This is a genomic window from Gloeothece verrucosa PCC 7822, assembly GCF_000147335.1.
GTDB classification, from domain to species: Bacteria; Cyanobacteriota; Cyanobacteriia; order Cyanobacteriales; family Microcystaceae; genus Gloeothece; species Gloeothece verrucosa.
The window spans coordinates 26271-43476 of record NC_014501.1 but is presented as its reverse complement, the minus strand read 5'-3'; the positions used below and the strand labels follow the sequence as shown (position 1 = coordinate 43476).

The 17206-nt window shown below is 40.0% G+C and carries 14 protein-coding genes; 10 read left to right on the top strand and 4 right to left on the bottom strand.

Annotated features, from left to right (window positions below):
- Positions 1–178 precede the first annotated feature (178 nt).
- The 4 genes from CYAN7822_RS00170 to CYAN7822_RS00155 all read left to right on the top strand — a co-directional run bounded on the left by CYAN7822_RS00170 (position 179) and on the right by CYAN7822_RS00155 (position 4562).
- Positions 179–1465: a serine/threonine protein kinase gene (locus tag CYAN7822_RS00170; RefSeq protein ID WP_013320199.1), complete on the top strand. Its 1287-nt coding sequence runs from the start codon at positions 179–181 to the stop codon at positions 1463–1465.
- Positions 1466–1530: 65 nt separating this feature from the next.
- A complete protein-coding gene (locus tag CYAN7822_RS00165; RefSeq protein ID WP_013320198.1) occupies positions 1531–2799 on the top strand; it encodes an ATP-binding protein in 1269 nt (422 codons plus the stop codon).
- 63 nt (positions 2800–2862) lie between these two features.
- On the top strand, positions 2863–3660 hold the full coding sequence (locus tag CYAN7822_RS00160; protein WP_013320197.1) for a CPBP family intramembrane glutamic endopeptidase: 798 nt from the start codon (positions 2863–2865) through the stop codon (positions 3658–3660).
- Between the two features lie 443 nt (positions 3661–4103).
- Positions 4104–4562 (top strand): orange carotenoid protein N-terminal domain-containing protein, encoded by a 459-nt coding sequence (locus tag CYAN7822_RS00155; RefSeq protein WP_013320195.1) that lies wholly within the window; start codon positions 4104–4106, stop codon positions 4560–4562.
- A gap of 114 nt (positions 4563–4676) precedes the next feature.
- Here the strand turns inward: CYAN7822_RS00155 and ilvB are convergent, their stop codons facing one another.
- The 3 genes from ilvB to CYAN7822_RS00145 all read right to left on the bottom strand — a co-directional run bounded on the left by ilvB (position 4677) and on the right by CYAN7822_RS00145 (position 10667).
- On the bottom strand, positions 4677–6536 hold the full coding sequence (ilvB, locus tag CYAN7822_RS00150; protein ID WP_013320194.1) for a biosynthetic-type acetolactate synthase large subunit: 1860 nt from the start codon (positions 6534–6536) through the stop codon (positions 4677–4679).
- 606 nt (positions 6537–7142) lie between these two features.
- Positions 7143–7298 (bottom strand): hypothetical protein, encoded by a 156-nt coding sequence (locus tag CYAN7822_RS38485; protein ID WP_013320193.1) that lies wholly within the window; start codon positions 7296–7298, stop codon positions 7143–7145.
- A 225-nt stretch (positions 7299–7523) separates the two neighbouring features.
- Complete coding sequence (locus tag CYAN7822_RS00145) at positions 7524–10667, bottom strand: DEAD/DEAH box helicase (RefSeq protein ID WP_013320192.1); 3144 nt, start codon at positions 10665–10667, stop codon at positions 7524–7526.
- Between the two features lie 217 nt (positions 10668–10884).
- Between CYAN7822_RS00145 and CYAN7822_RS00140 the strand changes: the two genes are divergently transcribed.
- The 6 genes from CYAN7822_RS00140 to CYAN7822_RS00120 all read left to right on the top strand — a co-directional run bounded on the left by CYAN7822_RS00140 (position 10885) and on the right by CYAN7822_RS00120 (position 16218).
- Complete coding sequence (locus CYAN7822_RS00140) at positions 10885–11667, top strand: pentapeptide repeat-containing protein (protein ID WP_013320191.1); 783 nt, start codon at positions 10885–10887, stop codon at positions 11665–11667.
- Positions 11668–11673: 6 nt separating this feature from the next.
- Complete coding sequence (locus tag CYAN7822_RS00135; protein ID WP_013320190.1) at positions 11674–12300, top strand: TenA family protein; 627 nt, start codon at positions 11674–11676, stop codon at positions 12298–12300.
- A gap of 3 nt (positions 12301–12303) precedes the next feature.
- Positions 12304–12537, top strand: coding sequence for a GxxExxY protein (locus CYAN7822_RS40440; protein ID WP_083786912.1), 234 nt, complete (start codon positions 12304–12306; stop codon positions 12535–12537).
- A gap of 98 nt (positions 12538–12635) precedes the next feature.
- Positions 12636–13805: an anhydro-N-acetylmuramic acid kinase gene (locus CYAN7822_RS00130; RefSeq protein ID WP_013320189.1), complete on the top strand. Its 1170-nt coding sequence runs from the start codon at positions 12636–12638 to the stop codon at positions 13803–13805.
- A 218-nt stretch (positions 13806–14023) separates the two neighbouring features.
- Positions 14024–14467 carry a hypothetical protein gene (locus tag CYAN7822_RS00125; protein ID WP_013320188.1) on the top strand — a complete coding sequence of 148 codons (444 nt, stop codon included), beginning with the start codon at positions 14024–14026 and terminating at the stop codon, positions 14465–14467.
- 212 nt (positions 14468–14679) lie between these two features.
- A complete protein-coding gene (locus CYAN7822_RS00120) occupies positions 14680–16218 on the top strand; it encodes a serine/threonine protein kinase (protein WP_013320187.1) in 1539 nt (512 codons plus the stop codon).
- A 46-nt stretch (positions 16219–16264) separates the two neighbouring features.
- On the opposite strand, the gene CYAN7822_RS00115 is transcribed toward CYAN7822_RS00120, so the two are convergent.
- Entirely contained in the window at positions 16265–17143 is an 879-nt protein-coding gene (locus tag CYAN7822_RS00115; protein ID WP_013320186.1) for a universal stress protein, read from the bottom strand.
- Positions 17144–17206 lie beyond the last annotated feature (63 nt).

The window sequence follows — 17206 nt, the reverse complement described above, 5'->3', positions numbered from 1 at the left end:
AAAGTCGGCTCATGAGAAACTAAGCACACAAGTCTAGCAGGTCGTTAGTTAAGATAACTATTTAGAGGAGTTCTCCAACAGCTATCCGACAAATGAGAAGAACGGGTTAATCAACAATAAAAGTAGTTTAACAATTTCATTGCCCAGATGTATAGAGATTCATCAAAAATAGCGACTCATGTTTCAATCTCAACAAATTTTAACAAACCGTTATCAATTGCAACAACGATTAGGACGCACAGCCGCAGGACATCAAACTTGGTTAGCTCTCGATACAGAATCTAATCAATTGGTAACCATTAAGTTCTTGGCATTTAATCCTCAAATGGAGTGGGAGGAATTAAAATTATTTGAACGGGAAGCCCAAGTTCTTCAATCTCTGGATCATCCCCGCATTCCCCGTTATCGAGATTATTTTGAAATTGATAAAAATCTCGGACAAGGTATTCCTTGGTTTGTTTTAGTACAAGATTATATTTCTGGGTCTTCGTTACAAGATTTATTAGACCAAGGACAACGCTTTGCTGAAGATGAAATTCGCTCTCTCACCACACAAGTTTTAGAAATTCTTATTTATCTTCATGAACAAAGTCCCCCAGTGCTTCATCGAGATATTAAACCTAGTAATTTAATTCGCGGACAAGATCATCAGATTTATTTAATTGATTTTGGAGCCGTTCAAGCTCAAGCGGCTGTCACGGGAGTCACGTTTACGGTGGTAGGAACAAGCGGCTATGCGCCTTTAGAACAATTTTGGGGGCGGGCTGTTCCGGCTTCAGATTTGTATGCTTTGGGAGCAACTTTAATTCATTTGTTAACTGGAGTTTCTCCTCTAGATTTACCTCATCAAGATTCTCAGATTCAATTTGCTGATAAAGTTAGTCTTAAACCGGATTTATTAAGTTGGATTCAACAAGCTACCCAAATCAGTCTTGAAAAGCGTTTTAGCTCTGCTAGAGAAGCTCTAGAGGCTCTGCAATCGGGAAATTTACCCCGTCGTTATGGAGAAAAATTTGGCCGAAAAAATAAACTTAGTCAACCGCTAAAAAGTAAAATAAATTTGCTTAAAAATCCTGAAAAAATAGACATTTATTATCCGTGTTTTTTTCAAATAAGTTTAAGCCCTATTCAATTTTGGTTAGGAGTATCTACTGTAATTATTTTATTGATTGTGCTTCCTCCTGTGGGTTTTATTTTATTAATAGCACTGTTCTTAGGCTTCCTGAATATTCATGTTTGTTTACGAAGCGAGAGTTTTAAAATTAATTATAAATTGTGGAATTTTACTTATTCAACAAAAGAAGAAAAGAATTATGAATTGATCGGAGTATTTTTACATTGCGTCTCCAAAAGTTATCAAGTTAGACTGCGGACAACCCAAGGAACTTATATAATCGGAGAAAATCTTCAAGAAGAAGAATGTGCTTGGTTAGGCCAAGAAATTCAAGATTTTATTAGAGAGTAAAAAATTGACCAATGAGCGTAAGCGGCTCGCCCCAACCTAATGACTAATAACTAATGACTAAATCTATGAATCAATCCTTATATTATCAAATTTATTCTTTAATTCTTTATCAATCAGTTTTCACTAATGAGGTGGGAGAAGCTTTTTTAAATCTTTTACAAGCTTTAGCGCAAGAGCAGCAAACATCTACAAAAATTGCCTTACTTAAAGCCTATGGAAGCTGGGTTAAAAGCCTGGCGGCTAGAAATATAAGTTGGCAAGATTTTATGATTGAGCAAATCTTATGGGATGATAACCCCTTTAGCCGCCAAGTCCAAAAAAAATCTCTAGAAGAGTTACCCCATTCTCTAATTGATGCTGTTAAATATGACCTGACCATTTTGCAAAGTGTCTATCATTGTCAACCCGAAAAAATCACGGAATGGGTTCAAAAATATACTCAAGTTGATTTTGCTCTCATTCCTTGGACATTTCCCTCAATTAAAACCAGCTTTTTAACTTCACAGGTAAATTGGGCGGATACTGTAGAAGATTTGGCGAATTATTATCGAAAGCAGGGAAGCGGAATTTTTGCTCAATATAAAGCTTTTCGCTGGCAAAACGGAAACTTAGCAGGAATTGCTAATCCTGATCCGATAAAATTACAGGAGATTGTTGCTTATGAATCTCAAAAAGAGAGTTTAGTCAAAAATACGGAATTTTTATTAGCTGGATATCCCGCCCTTCATGTGTTATTGTATGGCAGCCGAGGAACAGGTAAATCCTCTTTAGTTAAAGCTTTATTACAACAGTATCATGAGCAAGGATTGAGATTAATTGAGGTGGGGAAATCAGAATTAAAAGACCTGGGAATTATTTTAGAAGAATTACGAGACTTACCGCAAAAATTTATTATCTTTGTGGATGATTTATCATTTGAAGAAGATGATGAGGCTTTTAAAGCCTTAAAAGTGGTTTTAGAAGGAAGTTTAACAGCCAAAGCGCGAAATGTAGTGGTTTATGCCACTTCTAACCGACGACATTTAATTCGAGAGTTTTTTGGCGATCGCCCTCGCCCCAGTGAAGGGGATGAAGTTCATGCTTGGGATACGGTACAGGAGAAATTATCGTTTAGTGATCGCTTTGGCTTAACTTTGACTTTTGAAGCGGCTAACCAGGATACTTATCTGGAAATTGTGCGGGTTTTAGCGCAACAAGCTAATATTCCTTTGTCATGGGAGGAAATTGAACAAAAAGCGAAACAGTGGGCGATCCGTCATAATGGGCGTTCAGGAAGGACAGCAAGACAGTTTATTGATTTTTTACTCGGGGAGTTAAAAAGGGCGGCAGGTTAATATTAGATTTTTCCGACTTGTTTAAAATATTAATGCCCACATTTTTAACTTCGGCTGCCATAAATGTCTATTATTACCAATCGAATCAACTTTTGGGAATCATTACTAGGACTCTACTGTACAGGTTTGATCGGCATATTATCTTTACTGTTGATAGCTGTTCCTCAGATTGAGCAATTTCTAGCTACTAATCCGGACGCTTCCGAAACACCCGTTTTTATTTTAGCGTTAATGTCTTTAATAGTTCCCTCAATTTTACTGGCTATTTCAGTTGTCATTGGTCTATTACTGAGCCAAAAAATAGGCTTACGTTCTTACATAGTTGAGTTTTTTTCTAATACAATTGAAGAGGTTAAATTAAAGAATGATTTAGTGCTAGGTTTTTGGGGAGGAATAATAGTCGCCTTAATCATTAAGTTACTAGAAACTGTTTTTCGCCTCTATATTACTGAATTAAATCAATTAGAAAATCTAACAAAATTTGATTTAAGTAAAATTTTGCTTGGTGTGTTTTATGGAGGGTTAACGGAAGAATTATTATTACGGTGGGGTTTGATGACTCTCCTTGCTTGGGGGTTATGGCGACTAACAGGGGGTAAAGATACGCCTAACAGTTGGGTGATGGGATTAGCGATCGCTATTTCTTCTATCGTATTCGGTTTAGGGCACTTACCCGCTTTAAGCGTACAATTACCTTTAACGCTACCAATTATTTTTCGGACAGTGGTGTTAAATGCGATCGGGGGTGTAATATTTGGCTGGCTATACTGGAAGCGAAGTCTAGAAGTAGCCATGATCGCTCACGCAAGCAGTCATATAGGTTTGGCTGTTCTACAAGGATTAAATGGTAAAATTTTCTAGGGTGTGCATTGCCCATCTTTTAAGTATTGGAGTGGCAATCACATGACAGACAAAACCAAAATTATTCCCTTACAATTGTCTGATGGAACCATTATCAAAGTTGAAGCAACTCCTATAGGAAAATTAATAAAAAAATACAAAAACGTAGTGGACTGACAAACTGAGGTTGACCAAATATTGCTCGGCTCGTATAGCCTTAATATAGCTGTGTTTGCCCTAAAAAATGAGTAAGAAAAGCGGATTTTATTGCATAAATACCGCTAAAAAGCTTCTCTCTAAAGTGCTAAAAAGTGATGGATTAACAATAAAAGTTTTACATCAGTCTTTAGCCATAAAACCCTTTTCTAACTTTTATCAGATTTTTCACCCAAGTCTAATTGTTAACATTTCGTAACAGAGGCATAAAAAACTCTTTTTTTTGTAGCATTCACGAAAAGATTCTCATGACAAACACACAAACATACACAAAAAATCCAACCACAGAAAAAGCTTTAGAACTCTTCTTTACTTTTGATACAGACACTCAACTTGCCCTGCTTTGGTACGGTTATTTAGACATAAAAGATCAATTAGATCCCGCTCCTCCCAATTCCGTAGAAGTAATGGGAAAAACCGTTTTTGATCAAGTGGCGGCTTTACCAAAAGAAGAACAATTACAAGCTCAACGAGACATGATTACCGGTGCAGGCGACATAGGTCGTACTTATCAAGCGCTAGACATTGGTGCAAGAATAGAAGTCTGGCTGTTATTAGGTCAGGGAATGGAACAAGGCACCATTATTCAAGTTCCTTCTGACTACGAATTGCCCGATAATACCAACGAATTCGTAGAAGCCATTAAACAAGTCAATTTTGAAGAAAGAATTAACTTCATGCGTAGCGCTGTCATGAGAATGGGTTAATCATTTAAACCTGTTTGATTTGGGTTTGAAACTGACACCTTGCTCATGTGCAGCTACACGAACGAAGCCCGCCTGCGCGGGCTAAATTTTTATTAGTAATAAAACAGATTAAACCTAAAGTTTAGTGCCGCATTCACAACAACATTTATGATGGGGCAGATTTTCAGTCCCACAGCTACGACAGATAATAGAGGTAGCACGAGACTTATCAACATAATTAGGCACCACGCCCATCATTTGAGTATTCCCTTGGCCCGGAGCAATCATCGGATAACAATCTTCATGACTTTCAACTCTCACCTCTAAAATAACCGCCCCGGGATGAGCCAACATTTCAGCAATAGCAGGGGTAAGTTCTTCTCGTTTTTGCACTAAAATACCCTTAATCCCATAAACATCTGCCAATTTACAAAAAGCCGGCGAGCCGGATTGCAAATTCGTGGCTTCATAGCGGTCGTTATAAAACAAATGTTGCCATTGACGCACCATTCCTAACCAACCATTATTGAGAATGACAATTTTTACCCCTAAACCATACTGAGCGATGGTTCCCAATTCCTGCATATTCATCTGAAAACTGCCATCGCCGCTAATACAAATGACCGGTTCATCGGCAAAGGCCACTTTAACCCCCACTGCCGCCGGCACACCATAACCCATTGTGCCTAAACCGCCGCTTGTCATCCAATGACGAGGAAGATTTTTGAGAAACTGAGCCGCCCACATTTGGTGTTGTCCCACATCTGTCGTGTAATAAGCATGAGGACATTGGCGGGCCACTTCGACGATCACTTCTTGAGGAGAAATGCTATTAGCGGGATAGGAGGGAACTAATGGATAAGTTTGTTTTAATTGTTGCAGATGTTCAAACCAGAGTTGAGTCTGTGAGTGGGGAATGTTGACTTCCTGTTGTTGCATTATTTCCCAGAGGTCTTGTAGCACCTGTAGTACATCTCCCACAATGGGCACATCAGGTTGACGATTTTTGCCCATTTCAGCCGGGTCAATATCGATGTGAATGACGTTTGCTTGTTGGGCAAATTCTTGACGTTTACCGGCCACACGATCATCAAAACGAACCCCAACGGCAATTAATAAATCACACTCACTAACCGCATAATTAGAATAAGCCGTTCCGTGCATTCCGAGCATTCCCAAGGCTAAAGGATCAGACTCATCAAAGATGCCTTTACCCATTAACGTCGTGGTGACAGGAATGTTATAGGTTTTTGCCAGTTTTTCGATCTCGACATGAGCATTAGCAATAATTGCACCGCCACCAACATACAGTAAAGGGCGTTCAGCTTTCTGAATTAATTCTATGGCTCTTTTGAGTTGACGCGGGTTTCCTTTGACGGTGGGACGATATCCGATTAATTTGATGCTTCCGGGTTCTATGGGAATATAATCAAATATTTCTGCGCCTACATCTTTGGGAATATCAATTAATACAGGCCCCGGTCTGCCGCTACTGGCTATATGAAACGCTTCAGCAATTACTCGCGGAATTTCACTCGCTTTTGAGATGATATAGGAATGTTTAACAATGGGTAGAGTAATCCCAAAAATATCCACTTCTTGAAATCCATCGGTGCCTAATAAAGAGCGAGGAACTTGCCCAGTAATCACTATAATTGGTACAGAATCCATGTGAGCAGTGGCTAAACCCGTTACTATATTGGTTGCTCCTGGCCCAGAGGTGGCTAAACAAACCCCCACTTTACCGGTTGCTCTGGCGTAACCATCGGCAGCATGAGCCGCTCCTTGTTCATGTCGGACAAGTATATGTTGGATATCTCCTCTTTGTTCGGCTTTGTAAATTTCATCATAAATTGGCAGAGTTGCGCCTCCTGGATAGCCGAAAATATGTTTCACTCCGTGACGTTTCAAACTGTCTAATAAAGCATAAGCGCCATTGACTCGTTCAGTTTTTATTGCGGCGATCGTCTCACTATTTATGTTGGTTGTCTCCATGTTAAACTCCCTTAATTTAGCTGATGAAAGAGTCATCAAATCTTAATACTTTTGCTTTTCTGTTTAGAAATATTTAGAACTGTTATGTTACAGGAATCCTAAGCGGATTTCATTTGCTCAATAATTATCAAAAATTGCTCCAGTTCTATGAGGGTCTGAGTCTAGCCCATGACTCGAGTTTAATTCAATAATAATTCTTTTTTGGTTTACTGCAACTTAAAATAAACAAAATTATTGAAAAACTTTTTAAATCTTTATGATTGAACCGTCAGTAGCTAAAGGCTTATTCTCATTAACTCTTAAGATAAAAATTATATTTGATCTGTTCTCAGCTAACTTAAAAAATTAATAGTTTTTTAAACAGGACAACTTTGTACCTCTTCGCGCCACGAGTTGCCTAGGGCAGCGCGGAGGAAATAACCCGCCAGTCACAAAATCCTCAAAGCCGGTGCCGAGAGTGTGGCAAGTAACTTGACGGTGGTACATAGCAAATAAGGTTGAGGGATATAAACTCCTCAACCCAAGAAGATTTGTGCTGTGAAATTAGGAGGATCAAGAACTTGTAGAGGCGGTTCTCAAATCGGAGCTAATTGAATAATTTTAATCCTATTGAACAGTAATACTTTGTTGCTTATTTTTTTGTTGAGAATTGAGTTGAGTAAGCATTTGTGACCAGTTCAAGGTGATCAATCTGGGTAAGAGAACACAAACAGCCGCATTGAACAGAATAATTAAAAATAATTGTAATCCACTCATTTCCATAATCAGGGCCTCTCGGATGCTTTTATTAATCTTTGCTTTTTTGCTTCTTTCTATTATGTCCCAAAAGTCCTTAAAACTCCTACTTTAAAGCGTTTAAATAACTTCTGAATGACATAAGTTTTCCTGAAGATAAGATTTATTGCAATTATTTATCAAGCAAAATTACCTGATAATATTAGTATGACTCGGGCCTCTACCATAGATACAATTAACGAACAACTATTGCTATTCATCTATAACAGCATGGCGATCTAGTAAAAGCAAGGTACGTAATTGATCAGTATCTAATTCAGTTAACCAATTTTCCCCGGCATCTACTGTCTGTTCTGCAAGTTGTTTTTTGCTTTCGATCATGTCATTAATTTTTTCTTCTAATGTGCCGGTACAAATAAACTTATGCACCTGGACATTCTGCTTTTGTCCAATGCGAAACGCTCTATCAGTGGCTTGATTTTCGACTGCCGGGTTCCACCAGCGATCAATATGAAAAACATGATTAGCACGGGTTAAATTGAGTCCGGTTCCTCCCGCTTTGAGAGAGAGAATAAAAATCGGCGGTCCGGCGGGATCATTTTGAAAACGATCAATCATTTCTTGTCGTTGTTGTCGTGGCGTTGCCCCGTATAAAAACAGTACCTCTCGACCTAATTTTTGAGTCAGATAGGGTTGTAATAGTTTACCCCACTCAGCAAATTGGGTAAAAATGAGAGCGCGATCTCCTTCTTCCACTAACTCTTCTAACATTTCCTCTAAACGCAGGAGTTTACCCGATTTTTCCCCGGAGTTTAAGCGGCTTTCTTTTAAATACTGGGCGGGATGGTTACAAACTTGTTTAAGTTTCAACAGTAAACTGAGAATTAATCCTCGCCGTTGAATACCGGTTGCTGCTTCAATATTACTCAGAGACTCATCCACTAATTTTTGATAGAGATCAGCTTGTTCAACAGACAACCCACAATAGACATTCATTTCCTGTTTTTCGGGTAAATCTTGAATAATATCCTTATCCGTTTTCAATCTCCGCAGGATAAAAGGACGCACCAAAGAGCGCAAAATGGTCAAAGATTCTTTATCCCCATACTTTTCTATAGGAATAGCAAACCGCTTTTGAAAAAATTGCTGATTTCCCAAAAACCCAGGATTGAGAAAATCCAAAATAGACCATAATTCAGACAATCTATTTTCTACCGGAGTCCCGGTTAAAGCCATACGAAAACCTGCATTTAATTTTCGGACAGCTTGAGACTGTTTAGCCTGAGCATTTTTAATATTTTGGGCCTCATCTAAAACCACCCCTTGCCATTGAATTTCCTCTAAAGTTGCCGCATCTCGATAAACCAAAGAATAACTGGTAATGACTAAATCCTTATTTTCTACTTGTCTTTTAAAGGCTTTACCTTTTTTTCTCTCATGGCCATGATGCACCAAAACAGATAGAGTGGGAGCAAATTTTTGCACCTCTCTTTCCCAGTTATTCACCACAGAAGTCGGACAAATCACTAAAGTGGGATTGACTAAGCCATATTCTTGTTTAAGATAGAGAATAAAAGCCAAAAACTGAGGGGTTTTTCCCAATCCCATATCATCCGCTAAACAAGCACCTAAGCCCCACTTTTCTAGGAAACTTAACCAGCCGGCTCCGCGATTTTGATAAGGACGTAATTCACCTCGGAAACTTTTGGGAGTGTCTAGCGGTTGGATACTTTGATTATTGGTAATATTATTAATAAATTCTTCGAGAATTCCCGAAGCTTCAAAATTGACCACCGGTAATTTAGCCAGACTTTTTGTCTCTCCGGTACTCAGACGTAAAGCATCTTCAACCGTTAAATTAATTTGCTCATTCGATTGCTCCAAAACCGATTGAGCCGCGCGAACATCTGCCGGTTGAAGGGCGATCCATTGCCCATTAATTTCTACTATCGGCGACTTTTGAGCTAATAATTTATCAAAATCTTTTTGAGAAATCGTTTGATTGCCTATAGCAATTTTTAAGTTATAACTCAGGAGACTTGCTAAATTGAGACGTTCGCCGGGTTTGGAATTGACGGCGGCTTCCACTTTAATTCCTAAACGTTTTTCATCGCCTGACACTAAACCCGGGGGTAAAATAACACCTAACCCGTTATTTTGTAATTCAGCAACAGAGGTTTTAATAAATTGATAAACTTCTATGGGATTAAGTAGACAAGCAATAGGTTTACTTTCTTGTAAACTCTGGCTAATCGGTTCATAAAGACGAGAGGCTAAACCTAATCCTTTGAGTAAAGTTTCCTGCGGCTTTTCAATGGCTCTTTTTTGCACCATTAAACGCTCAACCGGATGCTGCCAAATCGTTTCAGCCTTGACTAAAAAATGATCATCATCTAACGCTTGTAAATGATAAGTTAATTTCCAGTCCACCTCACCCACCTGAATTTGTTCATCCGTTGGCGGTTGTAGCACTAAACAAACTCTATACTGATTTTGTCCTAATTGGTTATTAGTAGGAGTAACTAAATAGTCTTGAATGGGTAATGTCCAATTGTAGAGCGCTGTTTGGACACGAGTAACATTCTTAGAGTCAAATTCAAAAGAAGGAGAATAATGAACTAAGGATTGTAACCAAGGCTGAACTATTAAACTTTTAGGAATATTAGGAACATTATCAATCCAACTCCGTAATTGAGTATCTACTAAAATCCTTAACACCTCAAGCAACAAAGCCTGGGAATCAGCAACCCCCTCGCCCTCAGCTTCTCTTGAAAAATCTTCTCCCTCCTGCAAATAAGCCCGACAAACCGTCGGCATCGTTTGAGTAAACTTAGCAAAACGAGCTTGATCAATCGCACTATCTAACAAAGGGTACCAACAACTAATCGGTTGTTCAAACGAGTCAAACAGACCCGGTAAAAATTTTCCTCGACCTAACAAATCTAAACTCCAGCGATAAATATGAAGCCAAAAAATTAGGTCTTTTCCGAAAAAAGACTCCTCGATATCAAGAACATTTAGAGGTAATTTTTTAAAAAAATTTAGAGCCACTCTAGGAGGTAAAGCAATCCCTTCTACTTGCCAAAGTTGCAAACTGAGAGATTTTTTTTGACTATCATCATCAACTTTTTGCTCAGATAAAAGAGGTAAAAAAGTTTTACTTTTCCCTTTAGCAACACTAGGTAAAGCCATCACTAAACTCGTCCATTTTTCGGCGAATTTTTCAGCCACTCCAAGCTGTTGACTTTCTAAAAAAGACGGCAACTCAGTTTGATTTAAATTAAAGGGATGAGGAGAAATAGAAGAAGCCGGTAAGGATGGCCGCCAAGTCTCCCCCCAAATAAAGAAATAACCTTTGGCAGAATGTCTAATCCAACTCCCATGTAAAGTAGGCATAAGCGTGCGGAATAATCCTAATAGTCTGAGCGTGCGGAACAAATAATCTCTGTGACTCGTCGCCTTGATCTGAGAAACAAAAAACCGAGCGGGTGTTACTCTCTTCAGCAGTGAACGGCTAAACTAGCCAATCAAAACCATCTTGTATTGTAGTTAACATTTACCGAACTCTCAAGGGTTCTCAGTTATGATTAAAACTAAAATTCCCTAAGAGACGATGAAAACAACTCTAACCACGATTACAGCAATATTAACCTGCATAAGCCTAATGATACCCGCTAGAGCCGAAAATATCGAACAATTACGCCAGTTTCTAGCCACAAAACAATGTCAGCAGTGTGATTTAAGCGGCTCCGGGTTAGTATTAGCCAACCTAGCCGGGGCAGACTTAAGAGGAGCCAACTTAAGCGGAGCCAACCTATCTCAAGCGAACTTAAGCGGAGCCAACTTAGCCGGTGCAAATTTAAGTGGAGCCTCTTTTAATGGCGCAAATTTAACGGCAGCCAACCTCAGAGGAGCAAGCGTCAACGGAACAGATTTTAGAAACGTTTATTTTGTCAATGCTGATTTAACCGGGGTAAGCTTAGATAAGGCTTATGTGCAAGGAGCCGTAGGCATTCCCGACTCAGCCGGCAACCCAGAAATGTTTTATGGTTGGGGCTTAATGGAAAATAAACAAGGAAACTTTAACGCGGCTTTGCAATATTACAATAAAGCCTTAGACTTAAACCCCAAATATGCCGAAGCCTATTTAGCTCGTAGCATGGTTCAATATCATTTCGGCAACAGCGCCCAAGCGACTCAAGATGCTAAAACAGCCTCAGAACTTTTTCAAGAACAACAAAACCCTGCCGGTTATCAAGCGGCTGAAAATTTTATTGCCGGTATGGAAGCCATCGCCAAGCGAAAAACCGATGCTCCCAGTGGAAGTACAGCCGGCATAGAAAGGGTACTTCAAACTGTCGGCGGCTTACTGTTACAATTTTTCTTACGCTATTGAGACATTATGATCACTCAACAGTTATGGGAAGATAACCAAGCTTTAGTACAGGATTGTTTAAATCATCCCTTTGTACAAGGAATTAAAAACGGAACATTACCCGTCACTAAATTCGCTTTTTATGTAGGGCAAGATGCCTTTTTTTTAGAAGCCTTTGCCCGTGCCTATAGTATTGCTGCGGCAAAAAGTCCTGACTGGGAAGGATTTTGTCATTTTCATCGCTTAGGAGATGGTGTTTTAGAAGAATTACACTTACACCAAAGCTATGCCCGTCAGTGGGGAGTCACCCTTCAAGAGATTCAAGCCGCACCAGCAACTCGCCGCTATATCGATTTTTTACTCGCTACTGCCTGGAGTCGGGATGTCGGGTTGATAGCTGTGGCCATGAGTCCCTGTATGCGTCTATATGCCTTTTTAGGACAACAATTGGCTCAAGCGGGTATCCCAACTCATCTCTATAGTAATTGGATCAAAACCTATAGTAGCCCCCTATTTGAGGAATTAGCCCAAGAAATTGAGGCATTAAGTGATCGTTATGGGGAATTGACCGAGGAAATTAAGTCGGCTTATTCCTATGCTTTGTTGTGTGAAAGAGATTTTTTTACGGCGGCTTGGGAAAGTGATTTTAGTTGAAAAATTCTTGATGAAGAAATAAAATTAAAGGAAGGTTTACCGGCTGATTTTAGGGTAGAAAATAAAGTTATTTTTGAACTTAAATCAAGAGAAACCGTAGCACCACTTGACAAAAAACAAGTTATTACCTATCTTCACCTAACCCATAAATATCTCGGATTTCTCATCAATTTCAACAGTGACTTAATCAAAAACCCTTCACCTGCCTTGTCAACAACCTATAACACCCACCCTTAACCCCCTTTGCGGAGTCGCGCGAACAACTCTTAATTATAACTTATTCAACTCAACTTCAAGAGTATAATAATATAAAAATATAAAACATCTGAACATCAATGTATTGTATCGGTTTAATGAGCGGCACATCCGTTGACGGCATTGATGCTGCCCTACTAAATATCACCGGAAAAGACATAGACTTAAAAGTTGAATTAATAGCCGGAGCAACTTATCCCTATCCTCCCGCCTTGCGAGAAAAAATCATCGCCGTATCTGAGGGAGCTTGTTTATCTATACTAGAACTGGCCCAGTTAGATGATGCGATCGCCACTCAATTTGCCTTGGCGGCTAAAAAAATACAACAGGGACATCCCCAAGCACAATTAATTGGTTCTCATGGTCAAACGGTATTTCACCGTCCGCCCAATCCTCCGAGGGGAGAATTTTCTAAAACCTCATTAGGATATAGCCTACAACTGGGACGAGGAGAAGTAATAACGGAGTTAACCGGCATCACAACGGTGAATAAATTTCGGGTAGCAGACATCGCGGCTGGTGGGCAGGGCGCTCCTCTTGTCCCTAAAGTGGATGCTTATCTGCTGTCCCATCCTACCGACGATCGCTGCATCCAAAATCTCGGCGGGATCAGCAATGTGACTTATTTACCTCCAAGAATCCATGAAAATTGGGAAGCTCAAATCTATGGTTGGGATACGGGACCGGGCAATGTTTTGTTAGATTTAGCTGTGCAAAAATTGACCAATGGTGAGAAAACCTTTGATGAAAATGGAGAATGGGCGGCACAAGGAAATCATTCGCCAGAATTATTAGATAAATGGCTACAACACGAGTTTTTTTATCAAGCTCCTCCGAAATCAACCGGACGAGAACTGTTTGGACGGGATTTTCTCGAGCGCTGCTGGACCGATGCAGTAGCCCTTCAACTGCCTCATCAAGATTTTCTCGCCACTTTAGTAGAATTAACGGTAGCCTCTATTGTTGATGCTTATCAGAGGTTTTTACCGCAAATCCCTCAAGCAGTTTTATTGTGTGGTGGAGGGAGTCGTAATTTATACTTGAAGAAGAGACTACAGGAAAATTTAGCCAATCAATCCAAAGTTTTAACCACTGATGAAGTGGGGATCAATGGGGACTATAAAGAAGCAATCGCCTTTGCTGTGTTAGCTTATTGGCGTTTTAGCTGCTCATTCCCGGGTAATTTACCTCAAGTAACTGGCGCAAGAAAACCAATGCTTTTGGGGGATATTCACCTTCCCGTCAGCTAACCTCAAATGTGATACACCAATACTGACGTTGCAGCGACAAAAGAAAAAGGTTAAAGAGCTTTCTTTTGGCTAGGGTTCAGGGTAGCACAGGATTTTTCTCCCTTTTAACCTTTTTATCCTAGGCTCAATCCAACTCTGAATCCCTAATGCGTAAGTACGGGACAACAAGCGTCTGCTGATCGGCCCGGAATAGGTCAAACATTTGATGGAGAAAAATCTTGACTCATAATTTTTTACTAGAAGCTGGACGTTGGAAGATAGAGGGAACATGGCTAGAAAGAAATCAAAAGCCGATTATAGTTAAAGGACGAACTTTGGTAGCCTGGAGCGATGATCGTTGGTTTACTATGGTGACTAAATTAGTGTTTCCTGGGAGCGAACGAGAGGAAATTTCTTATCAATATCGAGGTCGTCTCGATGAAGAAGAGCGACAATATACCTATGTCTTACAACAAAGCTTATTAGGACAAGTAGAAGGAGAAGGGTGGATTGGACCAGAAACGATTATCCAACGTTATTGGGTATTAGGCGATCGCCAAAGACGAAGTGGATTTGAAACTTTTTACCGCGTTAATCATCATACTTATCACCTCTCTAGCGGCATTCTCGCGGGTCACTATCTCACCAGTACAATGGAGGCTATCTTAGAAGCTCAAGTTTAGAAGCTACCATTAATGGAAAAATTGTCTAGCAACTGTTAATTTAAGGGCCAAATTGGGCATCTTTAGAGTGAGTTGAATGGTTCTTCGGACAGAGTGCGGTGTGTGACAAGTTCACACGGTATGGATTTATTTGTCGGACTCGAAAAGAACGAACTTTCCACCCATCTGTTATAACCAAAATCCTATTCACATCTTTTACAGTCACTTTAATTATGCCGGCCGAATCAAGACATCGTCGTTTACTGGCTAACCGCTATCAACTGACTGAGTTGATCGGTAGCGGTGCTATGGGACAAGTTTATCGAGCAGAAGACAAACTTCTGGGAGGAGTGACTGTGGCGGTCAAGTTTCTCTCTCAAGCCTTGCTGAATAAAAAAATGAGAGAGAGATTCGAACGAGAAGCCACTATTTCTGCTCTTTTAGGTGAAAAAAGTATTCATATTGTCAAAGTACGAGATTATGGAGTGGACGAAAAAGAAATTCCTTTTTATGTTATGGAATTTCTACAAGGAGAAAGTTTGAGTGAAATTATTAAATTTCATCCTCTACCTTTGTCTAGGTTTCTCAATCTAGCTCGTCAAATTTGCTTTGGTATGGAGTGCGCCCATAAAGGGATTTTATATCAAGGAGAACTCTGCCCAATTATCCATCGAGATATTAAACCTAGCAATATTCTGGTGACTCAGGACTCTGCTTTAGGAGAGTTAGTAAAAATTCTCGATTTTGGGATTGCTAAACTGGTGCAGTCTGGAGGGGATCAAACTCAGTCGTTTATGGGAACTCTGGCCTATTGTTCTCCAGAACAAATGGAAGGTAAAGAGCTAGATAATAGCTCGGATATCTATAGTTTGGGCATCATGATGTACGAAATGCTCACCGGGGATATGCCGCTATTGCCAGAAAATTCCTCGTTTGGTGGTTGGTATGAAGTGCATCACTACGCTGAACCCCAAGCGTTTAATCCCAGTTTAAAAATTCCTGTGGGATTACAAAATCTCATTCGCAAGTGTATGGGAAAAAATCCCCTTGATCGTCCTCAAAGTATTGGTGAAATTTTACAAACTCTAGAGCAAATTGAACTGGCGGCTAAACCTGCTCCTAAAGAGGAAAAAGAGCTAAAAACCGAAATGCTCCCCTTTAATGGACAACGAGATTTGAAACCGGATATCTCTGCGCGGGAGCGTACCGTGACTTTATCAGCTAAGGATGTTTGTCTCCAAAGTCAATGGCCAAAAGATAAACCCCAACAGAAAATTGTTTTTCCCCACATTATGACTTGCAAAGACGGGGCCTTAGCTACTTTGTGGGTGATGTTGGAAAAGCCAGATATTCTCACGAGCATTGCTAGTATTCGTTATAATCAGTTTCTTTTCATTCCGACTCCTCATCCGATGATTTTATGGATTACTGTTCTCTATCATCGCGAAAATGGGCCCCGTTGGCTTCCTTGTTATTTAGACCTCAAAACCCTTCAGGGGCAACAACTCGCCCGCGCTTTGGGAGAATTGGGCAATTATTGGATTTTATTTTTTGCTCTCGATGATCCGAAAAAATGCGAGCGGGCCATTACTGCTTCTATCGCGCCTAATCAATGTGAACGGCTTAAAGACTGGGCACTTCAAGGTCAAAGCGCCCGGGTGGGCAAACCCCAAATTAGCAAACGAATGTTAAAGCGGGAGCTAGATAAACTAAAACCGAAAATTTTAGTTAAGTTAGAAGCGGGATTAGAGAATATTGCTAGTAATGTTTGAATTTGTAGCTGCATCTTGTTGATCCTCTGTTGCTCTAAGCTGATTTTTATTTATGGGGCGAGAAAAACAACAGAGGAAACCAAACACCGTGCAGCACTTCATTGACGACACTGGGGACAGCCCAGTCTATAATAGGACTCCGGGGATTTTTGGCAACAGCGATGGCACTGATGTCAAATTCTACGGCTGTATGGATGATTTCTCGTAAAATATTACCTTGCTTGACTTCTATATTAACTTCTAACTCTAGTTGCTCTAACTCCTCTTTAAGGGCTTCTAGCTTCTGATGGGCTTGTTCTAGGCGATGAGTGGTGATGATGTTTTCCCGTCCTTTGTCTTCAATGATCGACAATAACATACATTTTTGTAGAGAATTGGCAGGACGATTTTGGGCATACTTTTTAATTTGGCTGATTAAATATTGACCCGCTTCACTATCACTGTAGGGAATTAACAGATAACGCCACAGGTGTTGACAGCGCAATGACAGTTCCTCAACTGTATAGGTAGAAATCAACTGCGGACGTAGAATCATTAAAGGAGAAGCGGTTTGTTTGGTTAACTCCATGCTGGTACTGCCGAAAAATTTTTCCTCTAATGCACTACGAATGGGGGTTCCTGCTATGATCACGTCAAGTTTCTCATGGTTAAGGACTCGCAGAATGGTATCGGTGGGACGACCACAGAGAACTTCGATTTTTACCTCTACTCCCTCGGGCACTTTTTGCAAGGCACCTGAAAGGCGTTCTCTAGCTTGGGCTATTTGGGTTTCGTCAACGCCCGTGAGTCTTTCTTGTTCCCATACGGGAAGACTATGAAGAAAAATAATTTTTTTTAAACCACCTTTTGCTAATTCGGGAACAAAATTAACTAAACGATCTAGTCCGTCGGTAAAATCTGTGCAAATTAAGCAACTTTGAAACATAACTTAAGAGTGATTGATCTATTGACTCTAGTATAACCACTACCATGATTTGAGCTTTTTCTC